Below are 20,276 nucleotides of genomic sequence, written 5' to 3'. Positions count from 1 at the left end.
TCCGCCTCATGAATAGCTGCGCACCAGCGCTCCCGCGATCAACGACCACCCGTCGGCGATGACGAAGAACGCCAGCTTGAACGGAAGCGACACCGTAGCCGGGGGAACCATCATCATCCCCATCGACATCAGCACCGCGGCTACCACCAGATCGATGATCAGGAACGGCAGAAAGATCAGGAACCCGATCTGAAACGCGCGGGCGATCTCGGACAGCATGAAGGACGGCATCAGCACCGACAGCGGCGCCTGCGGCGACAGCTCCAACGTTTCGCCATTCGGCCGCAGGGCGGCCATCGCCCGGAACGTATCGGCATCCAGCCGCGCGGCCATGAACTCGCGAAACGGCACCAGTGCACGCTCCAACGCAGGCTCGACGTCCATCGTTTCCTCGACCATCGGCCGGATCCCGGTGTCCCAAGCCTGGGTGAAGACCGGTTCCATGATGAAATAGGTCAGGAACAGCGCCAGGCTGACGATCAGCATGTTCGGCGGCGACTGCTGCAGCCCGATCCCCTGCCGCAGGATTGCCAAAACCGTGACGAGGAACGGAAAACAGGTGACCATGATCGCCAGCCCGGGCGCCAGGCTGAGCACGGTGATCAGAAGGATCAACTGGATCGTGCGCGCCGAGATCGAGCCGCCCTCGCCCAGAGACAACGACAGCTCCTGGGCCGAAGCCAGCGCCGGCGTCAGCAACACCGCCGCCAGGATCAGCCAGAATCCGCCGCGCATCATCCCAGCCCGGTCTTGAAATCCGAGATCTCGGTCAGGCGCACGGCCAGCTGGCCGGCATGCTCCCCCTCCATCTCCTCCAGCAGACCACGCGCGACCAGTTGATCGCCGACATACAGATCGACCGGATCCTCGACACGTTTGTCCAGCGTCAGAACCGCATTTTCGCCCAGGTTCAGCAGGTCGCGAACCAACGGACGCGCCCGGCCGACCGAGACGGTCACTTCAATCGGCACCGTCTCGAACGGGTTGTGTTTTTCCGGTTTGGGGGACGGGTTATCACTCATTTGACAAAGCCTCTTTTGCCTCGAATACATACGCGTCGAACGCTGCGGCGATCGTCTCCAACAGCGCTGCGCAATCGACCTCGGCGCGGGCCGTGCCGACCTGCAAGCGCGCCTGTCCCGGCTGCAGCGCCGGGTCCTCGTCCACCTTGGGTGCGGGGTCGATACCATCGGGCAGCAACGCCGAGACCTCCTCGGCCGCGCCCAAAGGTACGACCAGGTGCACCGGCTGGGCGACCTGTTCTCGTGCCAGTTCGCACAACTGTTCGACGACACGCGCGGCAAAACCCTGATCGATGGCCTGCGGCAGAACCGCCTGCACGAGCGACTGGAACATCGGCTCGAGCGACAAGGTCATGCGGGTCAGCGCCTCGTGATAGCTGAAAGACAAGGCAGCGAAGGCGGCGCGCAACTCTTCGGTCAGGGCGGCCCGGCCCTGGCCCTGCGCCTGCAGCGCGTCCTCCCAGCCGGCCCCGTATCCCTTTTCAAAGGCGGCGAGCCGTTCCTCCTCCAACGCTTCCTCGTCCAGAAGGCGCATCGGGGCGCCTTCGGCCTGGGCGGTGAAATCCTCGAGCAGATGGGCTATCGACATCACACCTTCTCCTCGCTTTCCTCAAGCCAGCTGCGCAGGATTTCGACCGTTTCTTCCTGCTTGTCGCCGATCATGCTGCGCAGACGCGCGACCGCATCCTCGGAAGTTGCTTGGGCAATTGCGGGGACCGCACCTTGGTCGGCGGCCGGGGCGAGCGGCGCGAATTCCTGGCCCTGGGCGTCGGCAATCTCGCCGACCAGATATTGGGCATCTGGTGCCGTCGACCGATCGGCCGCCGGCGGCAAGGCCGCGACCGGAGCGTTGGTCAGGATCGGGCGGATCACGAACAGCCCCAACACCAACGACACGATCGCCAACACCGCCATCTGGATCAACGACATCGTGTCCAGATGAATGTTCTGCCAGATCGAGGCCGTGGCCAGGGTTCCCTGCGGCTCCACCTGCGGCAATTCCATCGACTTGAGCGTGATTACATCCCCGCGTTCGGCATCGAAGCCGACCGCCGAGGCCACCAGTTCGCGCAGGGCCTCAAGCTCGGCGTCGGGCATCGGCTGGAACACCGACGCACCCGACGCATCCACCGTGCGCGTGCCGTTCACCATGACCGCCACGGTCAGGCGCTTGATCGCCCCCGGCGCACGATGCACCTCCAGTTCGGTCTCGGACACCTCGTAGTTCACACGCTCGCGGGTCTGGGTCGCGGTCGAGTTCGACTCGTCCCCGCCGGCGGCGTCGCCATCCGGCAGGTTCGACGCCACGGTGACGTCAGAAGACTGGTTGCGCGAGCTGTCCGTGCGTTCCTCGACATCGGTGCTGATGGCAACGCGGCCCTTGGGATCGAACCGCCGCTCTCGGATCGATTCGGTCTCGGTCACGGTATCGACGCTCACCTCGACCACGGCATTTCCGGGGCCGACACGCGCCTCGACCAGGCGCAACACCCGCTCGCGCAGTTGCTTGGCCTTGTCATCGGCCGTATCCGCGGCGACCGTGGCCTCTTGCGGACCGATGACCGCGCCGTTGGAGTCGATCACCGCAACATCCTCGGGCGCCAATCCGGTCACCGCCGAGGCGACCAGGAATCGGATCGCCTTTGCCTGCTCGGCCGTGACCCGGGCGCCGGCCGGCACAAGATAGACCGAGGCCGTGGGGGCGACCGACCGCTGGAACGGGTTGGACGACCCGTTGGCGATATGCACCCGCGCCTGGCTGACATGGGGGCTGCTGACGATGGTGCGGGCCAGTTCGCCCTCTTTCGCGCGCCAATAGGCGGCATCGAACATCTGCGACGTGGTGCCGAATCCGCTGAGCGAATCGAGCAGTTCATAGCCCCGGTTGCCATTGGCCGGCAGGCCCTCGGACGCCAGGGTCATGCGCAGTTCGTCCCGCTTGGAGGCCGGCACATAGATCGAACCGCCCCGGATCTCATACGCGACGCCGCGTTGATCCAATGCGCGCACGATGTCGCCTGCCGCGCCGCTTTCCAGCCCGGCATACAGCAGGGTCATCGATGGAGAAGTCACCAGCCGCGACATGGCCAGCACACTCAGGAATACCAGGATCGCGGCGCCCGCCACGATGATTTGTTTGCGCCTGTCCAAACTTGCCCAGACAGTTCCGATCTGCTGCACGCTCACCTCCGACTCGCCGACATTCTGTGCGGCTCGTCCCCTGTTTGGACGATTGCCCTTAACAATCGGTTAGTCCCTGCAGGGTTATGACGGTGTCCGAACGCAAGAATGAGGACGCCATGACGGACGCGACTGCAGAACAGGCAGAAGCCGTTGAAAAATCGGGCAAAGCAGGGCTGATCGTTGGACTCGTGCTGGCCTTGGCTGGCGCTGCCGGCGGGTACTTTCTGACCAGCTCTGGGCTGTTGCCGCCGGGCGGCGATTCGCATGAAGAAACGGCGGAAAAATCCCCCGTCGACCATGCTGCGCCGAATGTTCAGTTCGTCGACCTGCCGGAGGTGATCGTTGCGGTGACGACCGGCAGTTCGCGGCACCTGAAATTCCATGCTCAGCTCGAGGTCGAGGCCGGATACGCCTCGGAGGTCGAGGCGATGAAACCCCGAATCGTGGATGTGATGAACAGCTATCTGCGCGCAGTCGATCTGTCGGATCTCGAAGACTCGCTGGCGTTGGTGCGGATTCGCGGCCACTTGCTGCGGCGTATCGGCATGGTCGTGGGCGAGGGCCGGGTGCGTGACGTTCTGGTCATGGAATTCGTGTTGAACTAGGAGGCGAAATTGGAGCTGATTGCGGACATTCTTCTGGTGGCAGGCGCGCTTGGGGCGGGCTTGTACTGTTTCGTTCTGGCCCGGCGCCTCAAGCGGTTCACCGACCTTGAGAAAGGGGTCGGCGGGGCGGTTTCCGTGCTGTCCGCCCAGGCGGAAGAGCTGAGAAAATCCCTGGACGCGGCGCGAGCGGCCTCGGATCAGTCGGGGCAGCAATTGCAAGGCCTGACCGAACGCGCCGAATCGGTCGCCAAACGGCTCGAGCTGATCATGGCCTCGATGCACGATGTTGTGCCCCCGACTGGCTCGGACACCGAAAAAAAGGACGAACCGCCGCAACCTGACGACCTGGTTCGACCCGCCGAGCCGCCTGCGGCACCGGCCGAATCGGTATCCAACGCATCCGAAACGGGCGAAGCCGACGTCGGACACGACGAAGCGGAAAATGGCGCGGACGCTGGTGAAGTATCGGCGAAAGACGACTTGGGCGATGGTGATGCCGAACCGATGGAAGAGCCTGACGCAAAGAGCGATTCGGACACGGGCGCCGAAGAGGCGAAGCCGATGCCCAAAGGCGTCCTGTTCTTCCGTCATACGACTCAACGCGGCGAGGCGCGAAAATGACCTCGGCCCTGCAACATGCGAAACCGCGGGCGCGGGGAGGGGTATTGACCCTGATCTCCGCCTTGATGATCGGGTCCGCCGTCATCCGGTTGGGGCTCGAGGCGGGGCCCGCCCTTGCCCGCGCGCCCAAGGCTGCAGTCATGCATGACGAACCGCAACCCCAGGCCCCGGACCTGAACGCGCTTCTGGCCGAGCTGTCGCAGCGGGAAGCCGCGCTCCGACAGCGGGAAAACATGTTGCGCGAGAAGGAAAAGGTGATCGAGATCGCGGAAAAAACGGTCGCCGAGCGCCTCGCCGATCTGCAGAAGGCCGAAGAATCGCTGCGGGAAACTCTGGCCGTTGCAGACCAGGCGGCCGAGCGGGACCTGGCGCGTCTGACCGATGTCTACCAGAACATGAAGCCGAAGGACGCCGCGAAGTTGTTCGAAACGATGGACCCGGTATTCGCCGCGGGTTTCCTGGCCCGCATGCCCCCGGATACGGCCGCCGGCATCATGGCCGGGCTGAACCCTCAGGTGGCCTATACGATCAGTGTCGTCCTGGCAGGCCGCAATGCCAACGCACCTACGGAGTAGACCTTTGCCCCGCCACTCCAAATATCGCCCTGTCGGAGAGCAAGCATGATTGGAATTCTTGGTATTGTCGTAATTTTCGCGATGGTTTTCGGCGGATATCTTGCCGCCGGCGGCAAGATGGCCATCATCCTGAAATCTCTGCCTTTCGAGATGATGATGATCGGTGGAGCCGCCGTCGGCGCGTTCCTGATCAGCAACGACATGTCCGCGGTCAAGCATACGGTCAAGGATCTGGGAAAGGTGTTCAAGGGCCCAAAGTGGAAACCCGAAGACTATCGGGACCTGTTGTGCCTGTTGTTTTCACTGATCCGGCTGGCCCGGTCCAACCCGGTCGAGGTCGAGGGGCATATCGAGGATCCGGAAAACTCTTCCCTGTTCGCGGCGTATCCCAAGATTCAGGCCGACAAGGAGGCCGTCGACCTGATCTGCGACACCTTGCGGTCTGCGGCGATGAACTATGATGACCCGCACCAGGTCGAAGAGGTTCTGGAGAAACGCATGGAAGCCAATTTCCACCATGCCATGCATTCCAGCCACGCTCTTCAGACGGTCGCCGACGGCCTGCCGGCCTTGGGAATCGTTGCCGCGGTTCTGGGTGTGATCAAGACCATGGGATCGATCGACCAACCGCCGGAGGTTCTGGGCAAGTTGATCGGGGGTGCCCTGGTCGGGACCTTTCTGGGGGTGTTCTTGGCCTATGGCCTGGTCGGTCCGTTCGCCGGAAAACTGAAAGCGGTCGTCGAGGAAGACAACCATTTCTACCAACTGATCAAGGAGGTTCTGGTCGCCAACCTGCACCATCACAACGCGGCGATGTGCATCGAGGTCGGACGACAGAATACGCCGACCCACAACCGGCCGAAATTCACCGAACTGGAAGAAGCGTTGAAGGAAATCAAGCAGGCGGCGGCATGATGCGAAGGCTGGCTCTGGTAGTTGCTTTTCTGGGGGTCGCGACCGGCGGAGCAGTGGCGCAAACCACCGTTCCGGTGCGATCGGGCGAACATGACGGCTATACCCGGCTGGTCGTGCAGGTTCCGAGCGGAACCTCCTGGCGGCTGACACATCGCAAGAAGGGCGCCACTCTTTCGCTGGGCCTGACCGACGTGGTGTTCGACATGAAATCGGTATTCACGCGCCTGTCGAGCAACCGGCTTTCGGGCCTCACGCAAGCGCAGCCGGGCGCGCCACTGGAATTGGAATTCGGCTGCGACTGCGCGGCAAGCGCATTCTTGTTCAAGAACACGATGATCGTGGTGGACATCGCCCCCGGGCGGGCCCTGCCTGTGCCTGATCTCGATATCCCGCCGCCGGTTCTGCCACGCGCGGAAGTGGCGGCACCGCCCGAAGACCTGCCTTTGACCCATCTGGCCGAACCTTTGCTGCGCCTGAGCCGACAAGACATCGAAGACCGTCTGGCCACCCGTTTCCTGCAGAGCGCCGACCGCGAGATCGTCGATCTCGACCTGGCGGGCGTCGGCCCGCGCGCCTCGACGCCGCCTCCGCCGACTTTGCTTGCACCCGACCTGTCACCGAACCTGGCGATAACCTCGGTCTTGGACGACTTGGGCTCGATGGCGAGTTTACCGCTGCCAATTCTCGAACCTGGGCCGGCCTGCGTCTCGGACGCCGCATTGGACTTCGAGTCCTGGACAGATGGCCGTCCATTCCATCAGCAGGTGGCAGACTTGCGCCGCGCCTTGTTCCAGGAGTTCGACCGCATCGATCCGGACGCCGCGATCAGACTTGCCGAAGTCCTGACCTATTTCGGCTTCGGCGCCGAAGCGGTGCAAACGCTGGGCCTGCTCTCCCAGGTTCCAGAGGAAGCAGAGTGGGTCGCCGGCATTGCAACGGTCATCGATGCGCTTCCGTCCGATGGTCCGCCACCATTCGAAGGGTTGCAACGTTGCGACGGAGCAATCGCGCTTTGGGCCGCGCTCGCCCAGGAAGAGTTGCAACCCGAGGCCCGGCCGGAAATCATTGAGCAATCTTTCCAACGGCTGCCCGAACACCTGCGACGCCATCTGGGCCCCAAACTGGCGCAGGTTTTCACGAAGGCCGAAGAACTGGAAGCCGCCCGCAGGATTCTGCGGTCGGTGGAACGGATCGAGCCGGAAGTCAGCGCAGAAACCAACCTGGCCAAGGCTCAGGTTGCCTCGGCCGCGGAAGACGCGCAAAGCAGTACAACGTTGCTGAACAAGGTGATCGAGGACCCCAAGGCGCAGGTCGAAGCTCCGTTGGCTTTGGCGAGGTTGATCGAACAGCAATGGGCCGATCGCGGCGCGATCACCCAAAGCCAGCTGGACCTTGCTGGGGCCTATGCCGTTGAACTGAAGAACTCGGAACTCGGGCCCGTCATGGCCCGCAGCCATGCCGTAGCGCTGAGCCTGTTCAACGAGTTCGAACCGGCATTCCGGCTTTCCTCGGCTCATGTGGGTGACGCCGATTGGGACGGTACTCACAACCGAATCCTGCAATTGATGGCAGAGCGGGCGGATGACGGCACATTCGTGCGCATGACCTTTGCGATGGATCCGGCGCTGGTTCAACGGCTCAGCACTGACACTGCCCTGGCCCTGGCCGAGCGGTATGCCGACCTGGGTTTTGCCTCGCAAGTCCGGCGGCTGGTCGACAAAGGGCAAGACCGGACCCGCCAGCGTGACCGAGCGTGGCTGCGCGCCCGCGTCGCGATGATGGAAGGCCGGCCGCGACAGGCGCTGGAAGAACTGGCAGACGACCGATCCGAGCGGGCCCGGCGACTGCGGGCCGCGGCACTGACCGAGTTGGGCGAATTCGAGGAAGCCGCACAGATCCTGGCTGAGTTGGGAGAGGAAGCCGAGGCCGCCCGGCTGTCGTGGCTTGCGGGTTCGCCAGAGGCGCAGATCGACCTGCCGGACGGCCGAGTGGGCCGGTTGATGGCCCTGAGCGCTGCACTGGATGACACGGCGGAACGGTCACCGGAATCGCCCTTGAAGGACGCGCGGACACTATTGGAGACCAGCACCGGAACACGCGACCAAATCCGAGATCTGCTGGCTCTTGTCGAAACGGACGCAGAATGAAGACCGTGCATCGCGCATGTGCGTCACGCCGGGGCTTGCAAAGTTTGCCTGTCAGCCCAAAATGGGCTGACCGAAATACGAACCCATGAGTCAGGCCCCGAACCGGCCTGACGGGTCTGAACGAAATGCGCAGTTTTCTGGCCATTCCCGCAACGCCGAACGTGGTGCGCTTCTGCCATGGCCGACAATCCGAATTCTTCGACGGTCGCCCGGTTGCGGCGGAAAACTTGCACGTCACACTCGTTTTTCTGGGGAACCCGCCCGAAGAACAGCTTGCGGATCTGCATTTTGAACTGGAACGCGTACGGCACCCCGCCTTTTGCATCCGCTTCAACGGTTTGGGAATGTTCGGCAACACCATACATTTGGCCGTGGCGAAAAACCCGTCTTTACAGGAATTACAGACGAAAACTCTGCAAGCGGCGCGTGGGGTGGGCATCGACGTGCCGCGGCGCAGATTTCGGCCGCACATCACCATCCTGCGTGGCGCGAATCCGGCTCTGTTCACGGGTTTTTCCGGGTTCTCGCCGGATGCGCCAGACATGCGGGTAGACCGGTTCGCGCTTTTCTCCTCAAACCTGACTCCGCAGGGTGCGCGATATGATCGGCTTGCCGATTATCCCCTGTTGCCCGGCCCCTGACATCGGGCGGGGCGGACGTCACCGGTCATGGCCTGGGTAGAGAAAGCTGGCAACGCTGTCGAAGCGGACATCGGGTTCGACCAGGTCGAGAACCGCCTCGGCCAGCGTCTTGGCAGGGCCCCCCATCTGCGGCATCGCGAATTCCAGGAACTTGTCAATGACATCCTGGCGCAACATCGGCGCTTCGGGACCACCCCGAGCATGCGTGTCCCCCGAGTGCAACAACTGGCCGTCGCGCGTCGTGACCGAGACATCCGCCCAGCGTCCGGCGGGAAACCGGGCCGAGTGCCGATCGCATGTTCGAACCGAAATTCGTGACATGAACCGGGCCACGTCCGGGTCGGCCAGGCCCGACCCCGTCAGATGTTTCACCCCGATCCGGCCGTGCACCGCCTGCACCGCAACGGCGAAGGGCAGCGAATACTGCGCCTGAGACGTCGTTTGCGGCACGCCGGAAAACAGCTGGCACGCCTCGTGAAAGGTATGGACATCGACATGGGCAATCCGGTCATGGGTCAGGCCGTGCGTTTTCATCACCGCGCGCAGCCCGTCGATGGCGGCATGGGCCCAGCGGCAGATCGGATAGGGTTTCACATATTGATGTTCCATCTGCCAAAACGTGCCGAGGTCCTGCCAATAGGGTGCGGCGCGGTCCTCCTCGATGGTGATGGCGGGGGCGCCGGTAAAGCCGCGCTCGGCCAGAATTGCCGCCGACATGCCCACCAGCGCGCCCCAGCCCGAGCCATCATGCAGCATCGTGGGGTTGGCGATCTCGCGCATCATCTGGCTGCGGGGGCCGTGGTATTCGGCGATGCCCAGCGCCTGCCGCAACTGTTCCGGCGAATACCCGCGCAGGCGGGCCGCCATCGCGGCGACGCCCAGCGCGTTCCATGCGCCCGAGGTGTGATAGTCGCTGACAGTGGCGTGCAGGGCGATGCCGGCACGGCCCGCGACCTCGTATCCGACGATCACCGCCGCCAGCGCCTCGGGGCCTGTCAGGTCCGGGCAGTGCTGGGCCAGAACCGCCAGGGCGGGAACGACCACCACGCCGATATGGCCCTTGGTCGGGTTGTAGCCGTCGTGACCGTCGAGATTGTCGGTCTGCGTGGCGGCCGCGTAGGCCGCGCCCGCCAGGCTGACCCGGCGCCCATCGCACAGCATCCGCGCCGAGAACGCAGGATCGGTCGATCCGTACAGCAATGCCGCGGTGTCCCGCGCGATGACGCCGGCCTCCATCGGCGTCGAGGCGATCACGATGCCCAAAGTATCCAGCAGCATCAGGGCCGCCGCTTCGCGCGCGCTGTCGGGCATCTGGTCCGCCGGGCGGTTCAGCGCAAACTCGGCAACGCGGGCGAAGGTTTCGGTCACTTGGCGCCCTCCATCGCCGGTTTCTGGTCTCGCAGGCGCAGGCCTTTCGGGTCGAACGGAGGCGCATTCAGGATCCGCGCCCTGTGCGGCTTGCCCAGGATGAAGACATGCACCTCGTCACCCGGTTGAGCCATGGCTGGGTTGGCGTAGCCGATGGCCAGCGACTTGCCGACCGTATAGCCATAAGCGCCCGAGGTGACGCGCCCGACGGGCGTACCATCCGGGGTGAAGATCGGCTCGCCCCCGCTGGCATCGGCATCGTGGGTGACATCGATTTCGAAAATCGACAGCACCTCGCGCGCGGGATTGTCCTTGATCGCCAGCCAGGCCGCCTTGTGCAGGAAATCCTTGTCTGGCTTGATCAACCCATCCAGACCGACCTCGTGCGGCCAGTACTCCTGCGAATACTCGCGCCCCCATGAGCCATAGCCTTTTTCGATCCGCAACGCGCCCAGAGCTCGGCTGCCGACCGGCCCGCCACCGCAAGCGCGGGCAGCGTCCAGAAGCGCTGTATAGAGTCTGATCTGGTCCTCTTCGGCGCAGTGCAGCTCCCACCCCAGATCGCCGGTAAAGCTGACGCGGATGGCCAGGCAGGTGACCCCGGCAACCTCGATCGTGGCCGAGCGCATGAAGCGGAACGCCGCGTTCGACAGCTCGGCATTGGTCAGCCGTTGCAAGGCCTCGCGCGATTTCGGGCCGGCGACGTTGAAGCCGGCGATGCGGTTTGTGGCGACCTCAAGGGTTGTGCCTTCGGGCAGGTCCACCATGTTGAAGAACCGCTGGTGATAGCGTTCGGCCATGCCCGAGCCGATCATCATGTATTCGTCTTGGGCCGTCTTGGTGATGGTGAAATCCCCCGCCACGCCGCCACGCACGGAAATCAGCGGGGTCAGGCAAGACCGCCCCACCTCGGTCGGCACCCGGTTGGCCACCAGCCGATCCAGCCAATCATGGGCGCCCGGCCCCTTGATGACGTAATTGGCAAAGTTCGAGATGTCGATCACGCCCACGCTTTCGCGCAGCATCCGGGCCTCGTGCCCCACCGGTTCGAACCAGTTCTGGCGGGTGAAGCCGGTGGTCTCGACCGTTCCGGGCCGGTCGGCGAACCACAGCGGGTGTTCCCAGCCGCAGTTGAGGCCGAAGACCGCGCCCATCTGTTTCTGCATCTCGTAGGCCGGGCGCAGGCGGGCGGGGCGGCCGGCGCTGCGTTCCTCGTTCGGGAAATGGATGGCAAAACGGTGCGAATATTGGTCGGCGACCCGCGCCTTGGTGAAGTTCTTGTCGGCCCAGTCGCCGAACCGCGCCAGATCCCAGGCGAACATGTCATATTGCGGTTCGCCCTCGATCATCCATTGCGCAGCCAGCAGGCCCAGCCCGCCCGATTGCGAGAATCCGGGGATGATGCCGGTGCAGCAGAAATAGTTGCGCAGTTCGGGCACCGGACCCCAGATGGCGTTGGAGTCCGGCGACCAGATCATCGGGCCGTTGATCACCCGTTTCACGCCCGCCGTCGCGGCCACCGGCACACGCTCGGTCGCGCGGATCACGTTCTCCATGATCCGGTCCAGATCGTCGGGAAACAGGTCATGGGCGAAATCCAGCGGCGTGCCGTCCTCGGCCCAGAACCGCATGTCTTTTTCATAGGCGCCGATCAGCAACCCGTTGCCTTCCTGCCGGAAATAATACTCGCCGTCGCGGTCGGCGATCGAGGGCAGGCGGCGGCCAAGGGCTGCCACCTCGTCAATCGCTTCGGTCACGAAATATTGGTGCTCGGTCGGTTGCAGCGGCAGGTCCAGTCCCGCCAGCGCGGCCACCTCACGCCCCCACAACCCGGCTGCGTTGACCACCCATTGCGTGTGGATGTCGCCCTTTTCCGTGCGCACGATCCACGAGCCGTCGGGCTGCTGTTCAGTCCCTATTACGGGGCAAAACCTCTGAATCTCGGCCCCCAGCGCGCGCGCGCCGGCGGCATAGGCGTGGGTCACGCCCGAGGGGTCCACGTTGCCGCCGTCGGGTTCATACATGATGCAGCGAATGTCATCGAACTGCGCCAGCGGGTGCAGTTCCATCGCCTGTTCGCGGCTGATTTCATGGAAGTTCAGGCCATAGAACCGCGCCTTGGCCTCTTGCAGGCGCAGCTGGTGCTCGCGCGCCTCGGTCTGGGCGAGATACAGCGATCCCGGCTGGAACACGCCGCAGCCCTGCCCGGTTTCCTGCTCCAGCTGCTTGTACAGGTTCATCGTGTAGTGCTGGATGCGGGTGACGTTGTTGTTGTCGTGCAGCCCGTGGATGTTGGCCGCCGCGTGCCAGGTGGACCCGCTGGTCAGTTCGTCCCGTTCCAGCAGGATCACGTCGGTCCAGCCCAGCTTGGCAAGATGGTAGAGGATCGAACAACCGACAAGGCCCCCTCCGATCACGACGGCCTGCGCATGGGTTCTCATTGGGCTTTTCTCCTGACTGGTGAGGGCGCGTCACCCCTTTGCATCAGAAGTCAGCCACAGTGTCCGGACACCGTATGCTCTGTTCCCGACCCCAAATGTCGGGAACAGGGCAAGTTGGGTCGGAATCCCGGTTCGGGATCGTCTAGTAGGGTGCCTCGACGTCGTTCATCGAAACATAGACGGTTTTCATTTCCGAGAAGTGGTTGATTGCCAGCTTCGAGTTCTCGCGCCCGACGCCCGACATTTTCGACCCGCCGAACGGCGCTTCGACCGGGGCCAGGTTGTAGGTGTTGATGTAGCAGGTGCCGGCCTCGAACCCGGCCACCACGCGATGGGCGCGGGTCAGGTCGTTGGTGAAGACGCCGGCGGCCAGGCCGAATTCGGTGGCGTTGGCGCGGGCCATCACCTCGTCTTCGGTTTCGAAATCCAGCACCGACATGACGGGGCCGAAGATCTCCTCGCGGGCGATGGTCATGTCGTCGGTCACGTCGGCAAAGACCGTGGGCTGAAGGTAGAAGCCAGCGCGGTCCAGCCGCGCTCCGCCATGGACCAGCCGCGCGCCCTCGGCCTTGCCCTTCTCGATATAGCCCAGAACGATGTTCATCTGGGCCTCGCTGACCATCGGCCCGAAATTCACGGCCTCATCCATCGGGTCGCCGATCTTCACATTGGCAAGGCGTTCGGTCAGACGAGCCAGGAAGGCCTCTTTGATGCCCTTCTGCACGAAGACGCGCGTGCCGTTGGAACAGACCTGACCGGATGAGTAGAAATTGCCCAGGATCGCGCCCGAGACGGCGTTTTCGATGTCGGCGTCGTCGAACACGATCATCGGGGACTTGCCACCCAGCTCCATCGTCACATGTTTCATGCCCTCGGCCGCGGCGGCATAGACCTTGCGGCCGGTGGGCACCGATCCGGTCAGCGACACCTTGGCCACGCGCGGGTCGGTGACCAGCGCGGCGCCCACATCGCCATAGCCCTGAACCACGTTGTAGATGCCCTTGGGCGCGCCGGCCTCGATCAGGATCTCGGCCACTTTCAACGCCGACAGGGGCGTGGTTTCCGAGGGTTTGAACACCATCGCATTGCCGCAGGCCAGCGCCGGGGCACCCTTCCAGCAGGCGATCTGGGTCGGGTAGTTCCACGCGCCGATGCCGACGCAGACGCCCAGCGCCTCGCGGATGGTATAGACGAAATCGCCGCCGCCCAGCGGGATGTGCTCACCGGTCAGGGACCCGGCCAGCCCACCGAAATATTCCAACGCGTCCGCGCCCGAGGTCGCATCGGCCACCAGCGTTTCCTGCAGCGGCTTGCCGGTGTCATGGGTTTCCAGGATCGACAGCTCGCGGTTGCGCTCGCGCATGATGTCGGCGGCGCGGCGCAGGACGCGGCCGCGCTCGGTCCCGGTCATTGCCGTCCAGGCGTTTTGGGCGCGTTTGGCGCTGGTTAGAGCCTGTTCGATGATCTGCGGCGTGGCCGAATGCAGGCGCGCGATGACCTCGCCCGTGGCCGGATAGATCACGTCGATCGGGGTGCCTGCGGTGTCTTCAACATATTCACCATCGATGAAATGGCTGGCCGTGGGCTGAAATTTCATGGCGGATCCTTTTCTTGCGGGGCCGCCGGTCAGGCCAGCGGCAAATGGGTTCTTACCGCAGTTAAGGGTTGTTGATTGGCCAGTCAATAAAACACCGACATCGGCCAGTTTCCGCCGCTGAATCCGCAAGGAAACTTGAAAAAATTTGGTTAATGTTCTATTTATGTTCTGGATGATCGGAGGATTGCACGATGCAACGGTCCCGGCAGATTGCGGCCCGGATGGAGCCCACGAACGATTATCATCTGTTGCCGGTCACAGATCGGCAGATGCGCTATGCCCGCGCGATCGCCCATCAGGCCGCGCTGGAGATTCCCGTCGAAGCGCAGTGTGACCGGCGGTCGATGTCCGATTGGATTTCGGCGCACAAACCAAGGGACACGTCGCCCTTTGCGAACTATCCCACCGGCAAGCAGGTGGCCTTTGCCGAACGTATTTCGCGCAGCAAGCGCCGCCCGATCCCGGATGAGTGCTTTCGCGACAAACGCGCCATGTCGCAGTGGATCGACCGCAACAGGTAGGCCTCAGAGGTTTCGCCGGGCACGATGGGTGCGGCCGTACAGGCCCACGGCGGCGGCCACGAACAGGCCCAGCAGGATATATCCGGTGATGGCCTCGGCCACGGCCAGGGCTCGGCAGACGCCGATGGGCCGCAGGTCGCCGAACCCGACCGTCGTGAAGGTGACATACGAGAAATACAGTACGTCGCTGGGGCGGCGCGCGCCTTCGACGCACAGGTCGTGATACCCATACGATCCATAGACGGCAGCGAACAGGAACGGCACCGCCTGAATGAACGAGATCCCCATCAGCAGCAGCTGCCGCTTGGGGTTGCGGACCCGGGTCATGTAGTACCAGGTCTGCCACAACAGCAAAAGCGCCAGCCCGATCGTCGTGGCGGTCCCGATCGTCGTGCCCGCGGTCGCCTCGTTCAGATGCGACAGCAGATACCAGGCCATCGTACTGACCAGAATCAGCCCCAGCGCGGCCAGCAATGTGGGCTTCCAGTCCTCGAAGGTGGTCGGGTCGGCGGGCATCGGTCATCCTCGGCGGTTCGGCTTCGGCCATCCTTCACCGAAGCGTCCGCCATCACAAGCGATTTCGCGGTTCGCTACTGTCCGCCCAGATGCTCTTCGCCGCGCGCCCGCGCCAGCGCGATCTGTTTCTGCCGTTCGCGGAACCGGGCCTTGTCGGCCTCGGACGTCTCGTGGATGCATTGGTGGCAGGACACGCCGTGCTCGTATTCGGGGCGCTCCATGTCTTGGGGCAGGATCGGGCGGCGGCAACCATGACACAGCTGGTGCGGCCCCTCGACCAGCCCGTGCCCTACGGAAACGCGATTGTCGAACACGAAGCACTCACCCTTCCAGGTGCTGTCCTCGGGCGGGACCTCCTCGAGATAGCGCAGGATGCCACCCTTCAGGTGATAGACATCCTCGACCCCCTGCCCCAGCAGATAGTTGGTGGATTTCTCGCAGCGGATGCCGCCGGTGCAGAACATGGCGACGCGCTTGTTGTGGAACCGGTGCTTGTTCTGCTCCCACCAGGCGGGAAAATCGCGGAAACTGGCCGTTTTAGGGTCGATTGCACCCTCGAATGTGCCGATCGACACCTCATAGTCGTTGCGCGTGTCGATCACCACCACATCATCCGAGCGGATCAGATCGTTCCAGTCCTGCGGCTCGACGTAATGGCCGGTGCGGGCGCGCGGATCGACATCCGGCTGGCCCATGGTCACGATCTCTTTCTTCAGGCGCACCTTCATCTTGCCAAAGGGCGGCTGGCTGGCGGTGGCCTCTTTCCATTCCAGATCGGCACAGCCCGGCAGCGCCCGGATATGCGCCAGCACCGCGTCGATCCCGGCGCGGGGGCCGGCGATGGTGCCGTTGATGCCTTCATGCGCCAGCAGCAGCGTGCCCTTGACCGACTGCGCGCGGCACAGCTCCAGCAGCGGCGCGCGCAGAGCGTCCGGGTCGGCAAAACGGGTGAAGTGATACAGTGCGGCGATCGTATACATGGCCGCGATCTAATGCGCGCGCCCCCGCAACGCAAGAGACCGCATTGACGACCCCCGCCTGCCTGCCTACCGATAGGACACGCAAAGGAGGCCGCCATGACCCATGCCCTGATCGTGATCGATGTCCAGAACGACTTCTGCCCCGGCGGCGCGCTGGCGGTTCCCAACGGGGACGAAATCGTCGCCCCGATCAACGCGATGATGCCCGATTTCGACGCGGTGATCCTGACGCAGGACTGGCACCCGGCGGGTCATTCCTCGTTCGCGTCATCCCATCCGGGCAAGGCGCCCTATGATGTGGTCGAGATGCCCTATGGCCCGCAGGTCCTGTGGCCGGACCATTGCGTTCAGGGCACGCCCGGCGCCGAGTTCCACCCCGACCTGCGCACCGATGCCGACCTGATCCTGCGCAAGGGCTTCCGCAGCGCGATCGACAGCTATTCGGCCTTCTTCGAAAACGACCGGACCACGCCCACCGGGCTGGAAGGCTATCTGCGCACGCGCGGGATCGACCGGTTGACGCTGGTGGGGCTGGCGACCGATTTCTGCGTGCATTATTCGGCGGTGGATGCGGCCCGGCTGGGCTTTGACGTGACCGTCAGAACCGACGCCTGTCGGGCGATCGACCTGGACGGGTCGCTGGCTGCGGCCGAACAGGCCATGCGGACGGCAGGTGTGGCGCTGATCTGATCAGGGCGTCGCCCCGCCCGCCGCCAGGTATTTCAGCACGACGAACAGGATCACCGCCAGCCCCAGCGCGAATCCGACCCGGCCCACGATCGAGCGGCGGGCAGCCTTCTTTGCGTCGGCATCGACCAGGGCCGCCGGCTTTGGCCTCTCTTGGACCGGTCTGCGGGGCAGCGGCTGCGCCCGACGGACATGTTGCAGAAACGCCAGGATGTCGAACGCGCCGCAATACTGGCCCTGAACCCCCCGGTTCCGGATGTTGTCGAACAACCGGCGCAGGATGAGCGCGCGCGCCTCGGCATCTTCCGCGGGGTACAGATCGCACTCGAGCCCGGTCCGTCTGGAGTCCAGGCTGAAGCCGGCATCCACGAAAATCCTGCGGATTCTGGGCGAGGCCCGGCGCAGCGCATCCGCCGTGCGGATATCGCGGAACACGGCATAAACCTGCCGTCCCGCCACCTGGGCACCGGCCTCCGGGTTTTCCGTCTCGGACTCGTCAGCAATCGTTACAATATCAAAATCGTACGTCAGACCCATTCACCACTTACAGTCTTCTGGTTCCATCCCACCCCCTCACTAGATCGCGAAAGGATCAGACTTTATGCCCGGATTGTGACCTGTCCTTGGCATTGTCAACAGATCCGGGACTCTTGCCAATCCCCGCACCGATTGATCTAACAACGGAAATGGCAGGAGCTCCCCATGGTCGACATCGCGACCCGTGTCTACAATCACAAATGGAAGATCGACCCGATCGTGCGGTCGTTGATCGACACGGATTTCTACAAACTGCTGATGTGCCAGTCAGTGTTTCGCAACAAGCCCCAAACGACGGTCGTGTTTTCCCTGATCAACCGGTCGAATCACGTTCCGCTGGCCAAGCTGATCGACGAGGGCGAGCTGCGCGAACAGCTGGACCACATCCGCTCGCTCAGTCTCAGCCGGGGAGAAAGCACCTGGTTGCGGGGCAACACCTTCTACGGCAAACGCCAGATGTTCCGCCCCGATTTCATGGAATGGTTCGAGGGGTTGCGCCTGCCGCCCTATCACCTGGAGCGCCGCGGCGATCAGTACGAGCTGACATTCGAGGGCAAATGGCACGAGGTCATGCTGTGGGAGATCCCGGCCCTGGCAGTGCTGATGGAGCTGCGCTCGCGCGCGGTTCTGAATGACATGCGCCGGTTCGAGTTGCAGGTTCTCTATGCCCGCGCCATGACCCGCGTCTGGGAAAAGATCGAAAAGCTGCGCGCGATCGAAGGCCTCAGCATCGCCGATTTCGGCACCCGGCGGCGGCATTCGTTTCTGTGGCAGGACTGGTGCGTGCAGGCGATGATCGAAGGGCTGGGCCCGGCGTTTACCGGCACGTCGAACTGCCTGATCGCCATGCGGCGCGAGGTCGAGGCGATCGGCACCAATGCGCATGAACTGCCGATGGTTTATTCGGCGCTGGCCGAAACCGACGAGGAACTGGCCCGGGCGCCCTATGACGTGCTGAGCGACTGGCATGACGAACATGACGGCAACCTGCGGATCATCCTGCCCGACACCTATGGCACCAAGGGGTTTCTGGACCGTGCGCCCGACTGGCTGGCCGGCTGGACCGGCATCCGCATCGACAGCGGCGATCCGGCCAAGGGCGCCGAGATTGCCATCGACTGGTGGAAATCGCGCGGCGAGGATCCCAGCCAGAAACGGATCATATTCTCGGACGGGCTCGATGTGGACAAGATCCGCGAATTGCATGGCCAATTCGCGGGCCGGGTGAAGGTCTCGTTCGGGTGGGGCACGTTGCTGACCAACGATTTCCGCGGTCTGGTGCCGGGGGATGCGCTGGCGCCGTTCTCGCTGGTGTGCAAGGCGGTCTCGGCCAATGGGCGTCCGACGGTGAAACTGTCGGACAACCCTGAAAAGGCGATGGGGCCGAAAGACGAGATCGAGCGCTACAAGCGCGTTTTCGGCGTGGGGGACCAAGAGGCGATCGAAGTGATCGTCTAGCCCGGCTCAGCCGTGATGGGCGGCCACGGTTTTCAACTGGGAAAACCCATACAGCGCCTCGAACCCCTTTTCGCGGCCATGGCCAGATTTTCCGACCCCGCCGAACGGCAGCTCGACCCCGCCGCCTGCGCCGTAATTGTTGATGAACACCTGCCCCGCGCGCAGCCGTTTGGCCAGCCGCATCTGCCGCGCGCCGTCCCGCGTCCAGACCCCGGCCACCAGCCCGTACTCGGTGCCGTTGGCGATTTGTATGGCCTGTTCCTCGGTGTCGAAGGGGATCAGAACCTGCACCGGGCCAAAGATTTCCTGCTGCGCCAGCGGATGATCGGGCGGCACGTCCCCAAACAGCGTCGGGCGCACATAGGCCCCGCCCGGCGGCGCGTGATCCACGATCCGGCCTTGTGCGGCGATCTCAAGATCGTCCCCCTGCGCCAGAAAGCCGGTCACGATCTGCTTCTGCCGGTCCGAGATCAGCGGCCCGACGCGCAGATCCTCGGTCGCGGGGCCGACGGTCAGGTCGGCATAGGCGGCGGCCATGCGCGCCTTGACCTCGGCATAGACCCCGCGCTGCACCAGAACACGCGACCCGGCCGAGCAGGTCTGACCCGCGTTCTGGATGCCCGCGTTGACGAGGAAGGGAAGCGCCGCGTCGAGATCGGCGTCGTCAAAGACGAGCTGCGGAGATTTCCCGCCCAGTTCCAGCGTCACCGGCACCACGTTGGCCCCGGCCGCCTGTTGCACCAGCGCGCCCGTCGCCACGGATCCGGTGAACGAGATGTGATGCACACCCGGATGGCCGGACAGCGCCGCCCCGGCCTCGGCCCCCAGCCCCGGCACCACGTTCAGCGCCCCGGCGGGCAGGCCGGCCTCGGTGGCCAGATGGGCAAAGGCCAGTGCTGTCAGACAGGCCTCTTCCGCCGGCTTCAGCACGCAGGCATTGCCCATGGCCAGCGCCGCCCCCACCGATCGGCCGATGATCTGCATCGGATAGTTCCACGGCACGATATGGCCGGTCACGCCATGCGGCTCGCGCAGGGTGTAGACTGTGTAGCCGTCCAGATAGGGGATGGTCTGACCCATCACCTTGTCCGCCGCACCGCCGTAGAATTCGCAGTACCGCGCCAGCGCCACCGCATCGGCGCGCGCCTGGGTCAGCGGTTTGCCTACGTCCAAAGCTTCGAGCAACGCAAGCTCTTCGATCCTGTCCTGTACCAACTGCCCCAGCCGGGTCAGGATGCGGCCCCGCTCCAGCGCGGTCATCCGGCCCCAGTCGCCGTCCAGCGCCGCCTGCGCGGCCTGCACGGCGGCATCGATCTGCGGCGCCCCGCCACGCGCGATCCGGCACAGCGGCGTGCCGTCGGACGGGTTGGTCAGATCAAGCGTGTCGTCGGTTGCGACCCAATCGCCGCCGACCAGGCACAGGGTGGGATCAAACCAGATGGGATTTAGCATATCTGCCTC

19 protein-coding genes and 1 pseudogene are annotated in these 20,276 nt (G+C 64.1%); 9 read left to right on the top strand and 11 right to left on the bottom strand.

What is annotated here, in order from left to right; all coding sequences use genetic code 11:
• Window positions 1-6 precede the first annotated feature (6 nt).
• Genes fliP through fliF form a run of 4 tightly spaced genes read right to left on the bottom strand, consistent with a single transcriptional unit; the run spans window position 7 to window position 3,203 of the window.
• Window positions 7-738 carry a flagellar type III secretion system pore protein FliP gene (fliP, locus tag F3H26_RS01245; RefSeq protein WP_149774246.1) on the bottom strand — a complete coding sequence of 244 codons (732 nt, stop codon included), beginning with the start codon at window positions 736-738 and terminating at the stop codon, window positions 7-9.
• A complete protein-coding gene (locus F3H26_RS01240; RefSeq protein ID WP_149774245.1) occupies window positions 735-1,022 on the bottom strand; it encodes a FliM/FliN family flagellar motor switch protein in 288 nt (95 codons plus the stop codon). Before F3H26_RS01240 ends, fliP begins: the two co-directional genes overlap by 4 nt.
• Window positions 1,015-1,611 carry a FliH/SctL family protein gene (locus F3H26_RS01235; protein ID WP_149774244.1) on the bottom strand — a complete coding sequence of 199 codons (597 nt, stop codon included), beginning with the start codon at window positions 1,609-1,611 and terminating at the stop codon, window positions 1,015-1,017. The genes F3H26_RS01240 and F3H26_RS01235 overlap by 8 nt, the downstream gene beginning before the upstream one ends.
• The gene (gene fliF, locus F3H26_RS01230; RefSeq protein ID WP_149774243.1) at window positions 1,611-3,203 is read right to left on the bottom strand and encodes a flagellar basal-body MS-ring/collar protein FliF; all 1,593 of its coding nucleotides are present in this window, start codon (window positions 3,201-3,203) and stop codon (window positions 1,611-1,613) included. The genes F3H26_RS01235 and fliF overlap by 1 nt, the downstream gene beginning before the upstream one ends.
• A gap of 86 nt (window positions 3,204-3,289) precedes the next feature.
• Here fliF and F3H26_RS01225 point away from each other — a divergent pair, with 86 nt between their 5' ends.
• The 6 genes and pseudogenes from F3H26_RS01225 (at window position 3,290) to thpR (ending at window position 8,710) form a co-directional block, all read left to right on the top strand.
• Window positions 3,290-3,811: a flagellar basal body-associated FliL family protein gene (locus F3H26_RS01225; RefSeq protein WP_223162399.1), complete on the top strand. Its 522-nt coding sequence runs from the start codon at window positions 3,290-3,292 to the stop codon at window positions 3,809-3,811.
• A gap of 9 nt (window positions 3,812-3,820) precedes the next feature.
• Window positions 3,821-4,106, top strand: a pseudogene (locus F3H26_RS01220) (hypothetical protein); the annotation flags it as partial.
• 322 nt (window positions 4,107-4,428) lie between these two features.
• Window positions 4,429-5,007 carry a MotE family protein gene (locus tag F3H26_RS01215; RefSeq protein ID WP_149774241.1) on the top strand — a complete coding sequence of 193 codons (579 nt, stop codon included), beginning with the start codon at window positions 4,429-4,431 and terminating at the stop codon, window positions 5,005-5,007.
• 45 nt (window positions 5,008-5,052) lie between these two features.
• Window positions 5,053-5,922: a flagellar motor stator protein MotA gene (gene motA, locus F3H26_RS01210; protein ID WP_149774240.1), complete on the top strand. Its 870-nt coding sequence runs from the start codon at window positions 5,053-5,055 to the stop codon at window positions 5,920-5,922.
• Window positions 5,919-8,069 (top strand): hypothetical protein, encoded by a 2,151-nt coding sequence (locus tag F3H26_RS01205; RefSeq protein ID WP_149774239.1) that lies wholly within the window; start codon window positions 5,919-5,921, stop codon window positions 8,067-8,069. The genes motA and F3H26_RS01205 overlap by 4 nt, the downstream gene beginning before the upstream one ends.
• Window positions 8,070-8,194: 125 nt before the next feature.
• Window positions 8,195-8,710 (top strand): RNA 2',3'-cyclic phosphodiesterase, encoded by a 516-nt coding sequence (gene thpR / locus F3H26_RS01200; RefSeq protein ID WP_149774238.1) that lies wholly within the window; start codon window positions 8,195-8,197, stop codon window positions 8,708-8,710.
• An 18-nt stretch (window positions 8,711-8,728) separates the two neighbouring features.
• On the opposite strand, the gene F3H26_RS01195 is transcribed toward thpR, so the two are convergent.
• The 3 genes from F3H26_RS01195 to betB all read right to left on the bottom strand — a co-directional run bounded on the left by F3H26_RS01195 (window position 8,729) and on the right by betB (window position 14,116).
• Window positions 8,729-10,078 carry an MmgE/PrpD family protein gene (locus F3H26_RS01195; protein WP_149774237.1) on the bottom strand — a complete coding sequence of 450 codons (1,350 nt, stop codon included), beginning with the start codon at window positions 10,076-10,078 and terminating at the stop codon, window positions 8,729-8,731.
• Window positions 10,075-12,519, bottom strand: a complete 2,445-nt coding sequence (locus F3H26_RS01190; RefSeq protein ID WP_149774236.1) for a GcvT family protein — start codon at window positions 12,517-12,519, stop codon at window positions 10,075-10,077. The genes F3H26_RS01195 and F3H26_RS01190 overlap by 4 nt, the downstream gene beginning before the upstream one ends.
• A 142-nt stretch (window positions 12,520-12,661) precedes the next feature.
• The gene (gene betB / locus F3H26_RS01185) at window positions 12,662-14,116 is read right to left on the bottom strand and encodes a betaine-aldehyde dehydrogenase (protein WP_149774235.1); all 1,455 of its coding nucleotides are present in this window, start codon (window positions 14,114-14,116) and stop codon (window positions 12,662-12,664) included.
• 191 nt (window positions 14,117-14,307) lie between these two features.
• Between betB and F3H26_RS01180 the strand changes: the two genes are divergently transcribed.
• Window positions 14,308-14,637, top strand: a complete 330-nt coding sequence (locus tag F3H26_RS01180; RefSeq protein ID WP_149774234.1) for a hypothetical protein — start codon at window positions 14,308-14,310, stop codon at window positions 14,635-14,637.
• Window positions 14,638-14,640: 3 nt separating this feature from the next.
• Here F3H26_RS01180 and F3H26_RS01175 read toward each other — a convergent pair whose 3' ends face one another.
• Both F3H26_RS01175 and trhO read right to left on the bottom strand, forming a co-directional pair.
• Window positions 14,641-15,153, bottom strand: a complete 513-nt coding sequence (locus tag F3H26_RS01175; protein ID WP_149774233.1) for a potassium channel family protein — start codon at window positions 15,151-15,153, stop codon at window positions 14,641-14,643.
• A 74-nt stretch (window positions 15,154-15,227) separates the two neighbouring features.
• On the bottom strand, window positions 15,228-16,133 hold the full coding sequence (trhO, locus tag F3H26_RS01170; protein WP_149774232.1) for an oxygen-dependent tRNA uridine(34) hydroxylase TrhO: 906 nt from the start codon (window positions 16,131-16,133) through the stop codon (window positions 15,228-15,230).
• Between the two features lie 96 nt (window positions 16,134-16,229).
• Between trhO and pncA the strand changes: the two genes are divergently transcribed.
• Entirely contained in the window at window positions 16,230-16,823 is a 594-nt protein-coding gene (gene pncA, locus F3H26_RS01165) for a bifunctional nicotinamidase/pyrazinamidase (protein WP_149774231.1), read from the top strand.
• Here pncA and F3H26_RS01160 read toward each other — a convergent pair whose 3' ends face one another.
• On the bottom strand, window positions 16,824-17,357 hold the full coding sequence (locus F3H26_RS01160) for a hypothetical protein (protein ID WP_149774230.1): 534 nt from the start codon (window positions 17,355-17,357) through the stop codon (window positions 16,824-16,826).
• A 165-nt stretch (window positions 17,358-17,522) separates the two neighbouring features.
• On the opposite strand from F3H26_RS01160, the gene pncB reads away from it, so the two are divergent.
• Complete coding sequence (pncB, locus tag F3H26_RS01155; protein WP_149774229.1) at window positions 17,523-18,815, top strand: nicotinate phosphoribosyltransferase; 1,293 nt, start codon at window positions 17,523-17,525, stop codon at window positions 18,813-18,815.
• Window positions 18,816-18,821: 6 nt separating this feature from the next.
• Here the strand turns inward: pncB and F3H26_RS01150 are convergent, their stop codons facing one another.
• Window positions 18,822-20,267, bottom strand: a complete 1,446-nt coding sequence (locus F3H26_RS01150) for an aldehyde dehydrogenase family protein (RefSeq protein ID WP_149774228.1) — start codon at window positions 20,265-20,267, stop codon at window positions 18,822-18,824.
• Window positions 20,268-20,276: the final 9 nt, after the last annotated feature.

Source organism: Ruegeria intermedia, assembly GCF_900129345.1.
Classification (GTDB): Bacteria; Pseudomonadota; Alphaproteobacteria; order Rhodobacterales; family Rhodobacteraceae; genus Ruegeria; species Ruegeria intermedia.
The sequence above is the reverse complement of the archived record's forward strand: the minus strand, read 5'-3'. Positions and strand labels throughout refer to the sequence as shown.

Excerpts from the sequence above, each read along its gene's own strand:
- fliP (WP_149774246.1), bottom strand. The coding sequence starts at position 738 with ATGATGCGCGGCGGATTCTGGCTGATCCTGGCGGCGGTGTTGCTGACG.
- F3H26_RS01240 (WP_149774245.1), bottom strand. The coding sequence starts at position 1,022 with ATGAGTGATAACCCGTCCCCCAAACCGGAAAAACACAACCCGTTCGAG.
- F3H26_RS01235 (WP_149774244.1), bottom strand. The coding sequence starts at position 1,611 with ATGTCGATAGCCCATCTGCTCGAGGATTTCACCGCCCAGGCCGAAGGC.
- F3H26_RS01225 (WP_223162399.1), top strand. The coding sequence starts at position 3,290 with ATGACGGTGTCCGAACGCAAGAATGAGGACGCCATGACGGACGCGACT.
- F3H26_RS01215 (WP_149774241.1), top strand. The coding sequence starts at position 4,429 with ATGACCTCGGCCCTGCAACATGCGAAACCGCGGGCGCGGGGAGGGGTA.
- motA (WP_149774240.1), top strand. The coding sequence starts at position 5,053 with ATGATTGGAATTCTTGGTATTGTCGTAATTTTCGCGATGGTTTTCGGC.
- F3H26_RS01205 (WP_149774239.1), top strand. The coding sequence starts at position 5,919 with ATGATGCGAAGGCTGGCTCTGGTAGTTGCTTTTCTGGGGGTCGCGACC.
- thpR (WP_149774238.1), top strand. The coding sequence starts at position 8,195 with ATGCGCAGTTTTCTGGCCATTCCCGCAACGCCGAACGTGGTGCGCTTC.
- F3H26_RS01190 (WP_149774236.1), bottom strand. The coding sequence starts at position 12,519 with ATGAGAACCCATGCGCAGGCCGTCGTGATCGGAGGGGGCCTTGTCGGT.
- betB (WP_149774235.1), bottom strand. The coding sequence starts at position 14,116 with ATGAAATTTCAGCCCACGGCCAGCCATTTCATCGATGGTGAATATGTT.
- F3H26_RS01180 (WP_149774234.1), top strand. The coding sequence starts at position 14,308 with ATGCAACGGTCCCGGCAGATTGCGGCCCGGATGGAGCCCACGAACGAT.
- F3H26_RS01175 (WP_149774233.1), bottom strand. The coding sequence starts at position 15,153 with ATGCCCGCCGACCCGACCACCTTCGAGGACTGGAAGCCCACATTGCTG.
- trhO (WP_149774232.1), bottom strand. The coding sequence starts at position 16,133 with ATGTATACGATCGCCGCACTGTATCACTTCACCCGTTTTGCCGACCCG.
- pncA (WP_149774231.1), top strand. The coding sequence starts at position 16,230 with ATGACCCATGCCCTGATCGTGATCGATGTCCAGAACGACTTCTGCCCC.
- F3H26_RS01160 (WP_149774230.1), bottom strand. The coding sequence starts at position 17,357 with ATGGGTCTGACGTACGATTTTGATATTGTAACGATTGCTGACGAGTCC.
- pncB (WP_149774229.1), top strand. The coding sequence starts at position 17,523 with ATGGTCGACATCGCGACCCGTGTCTACAATCACAAATGGAAGATCGAC.
- F3H26_RS01150 (WP_149774228.1), bottom strand. The coding sequence starts at position 20,267 with ATGCTAAATCCCATCTGGTTTGATCCCACCCTGTGCCTGGTCGGCGGC.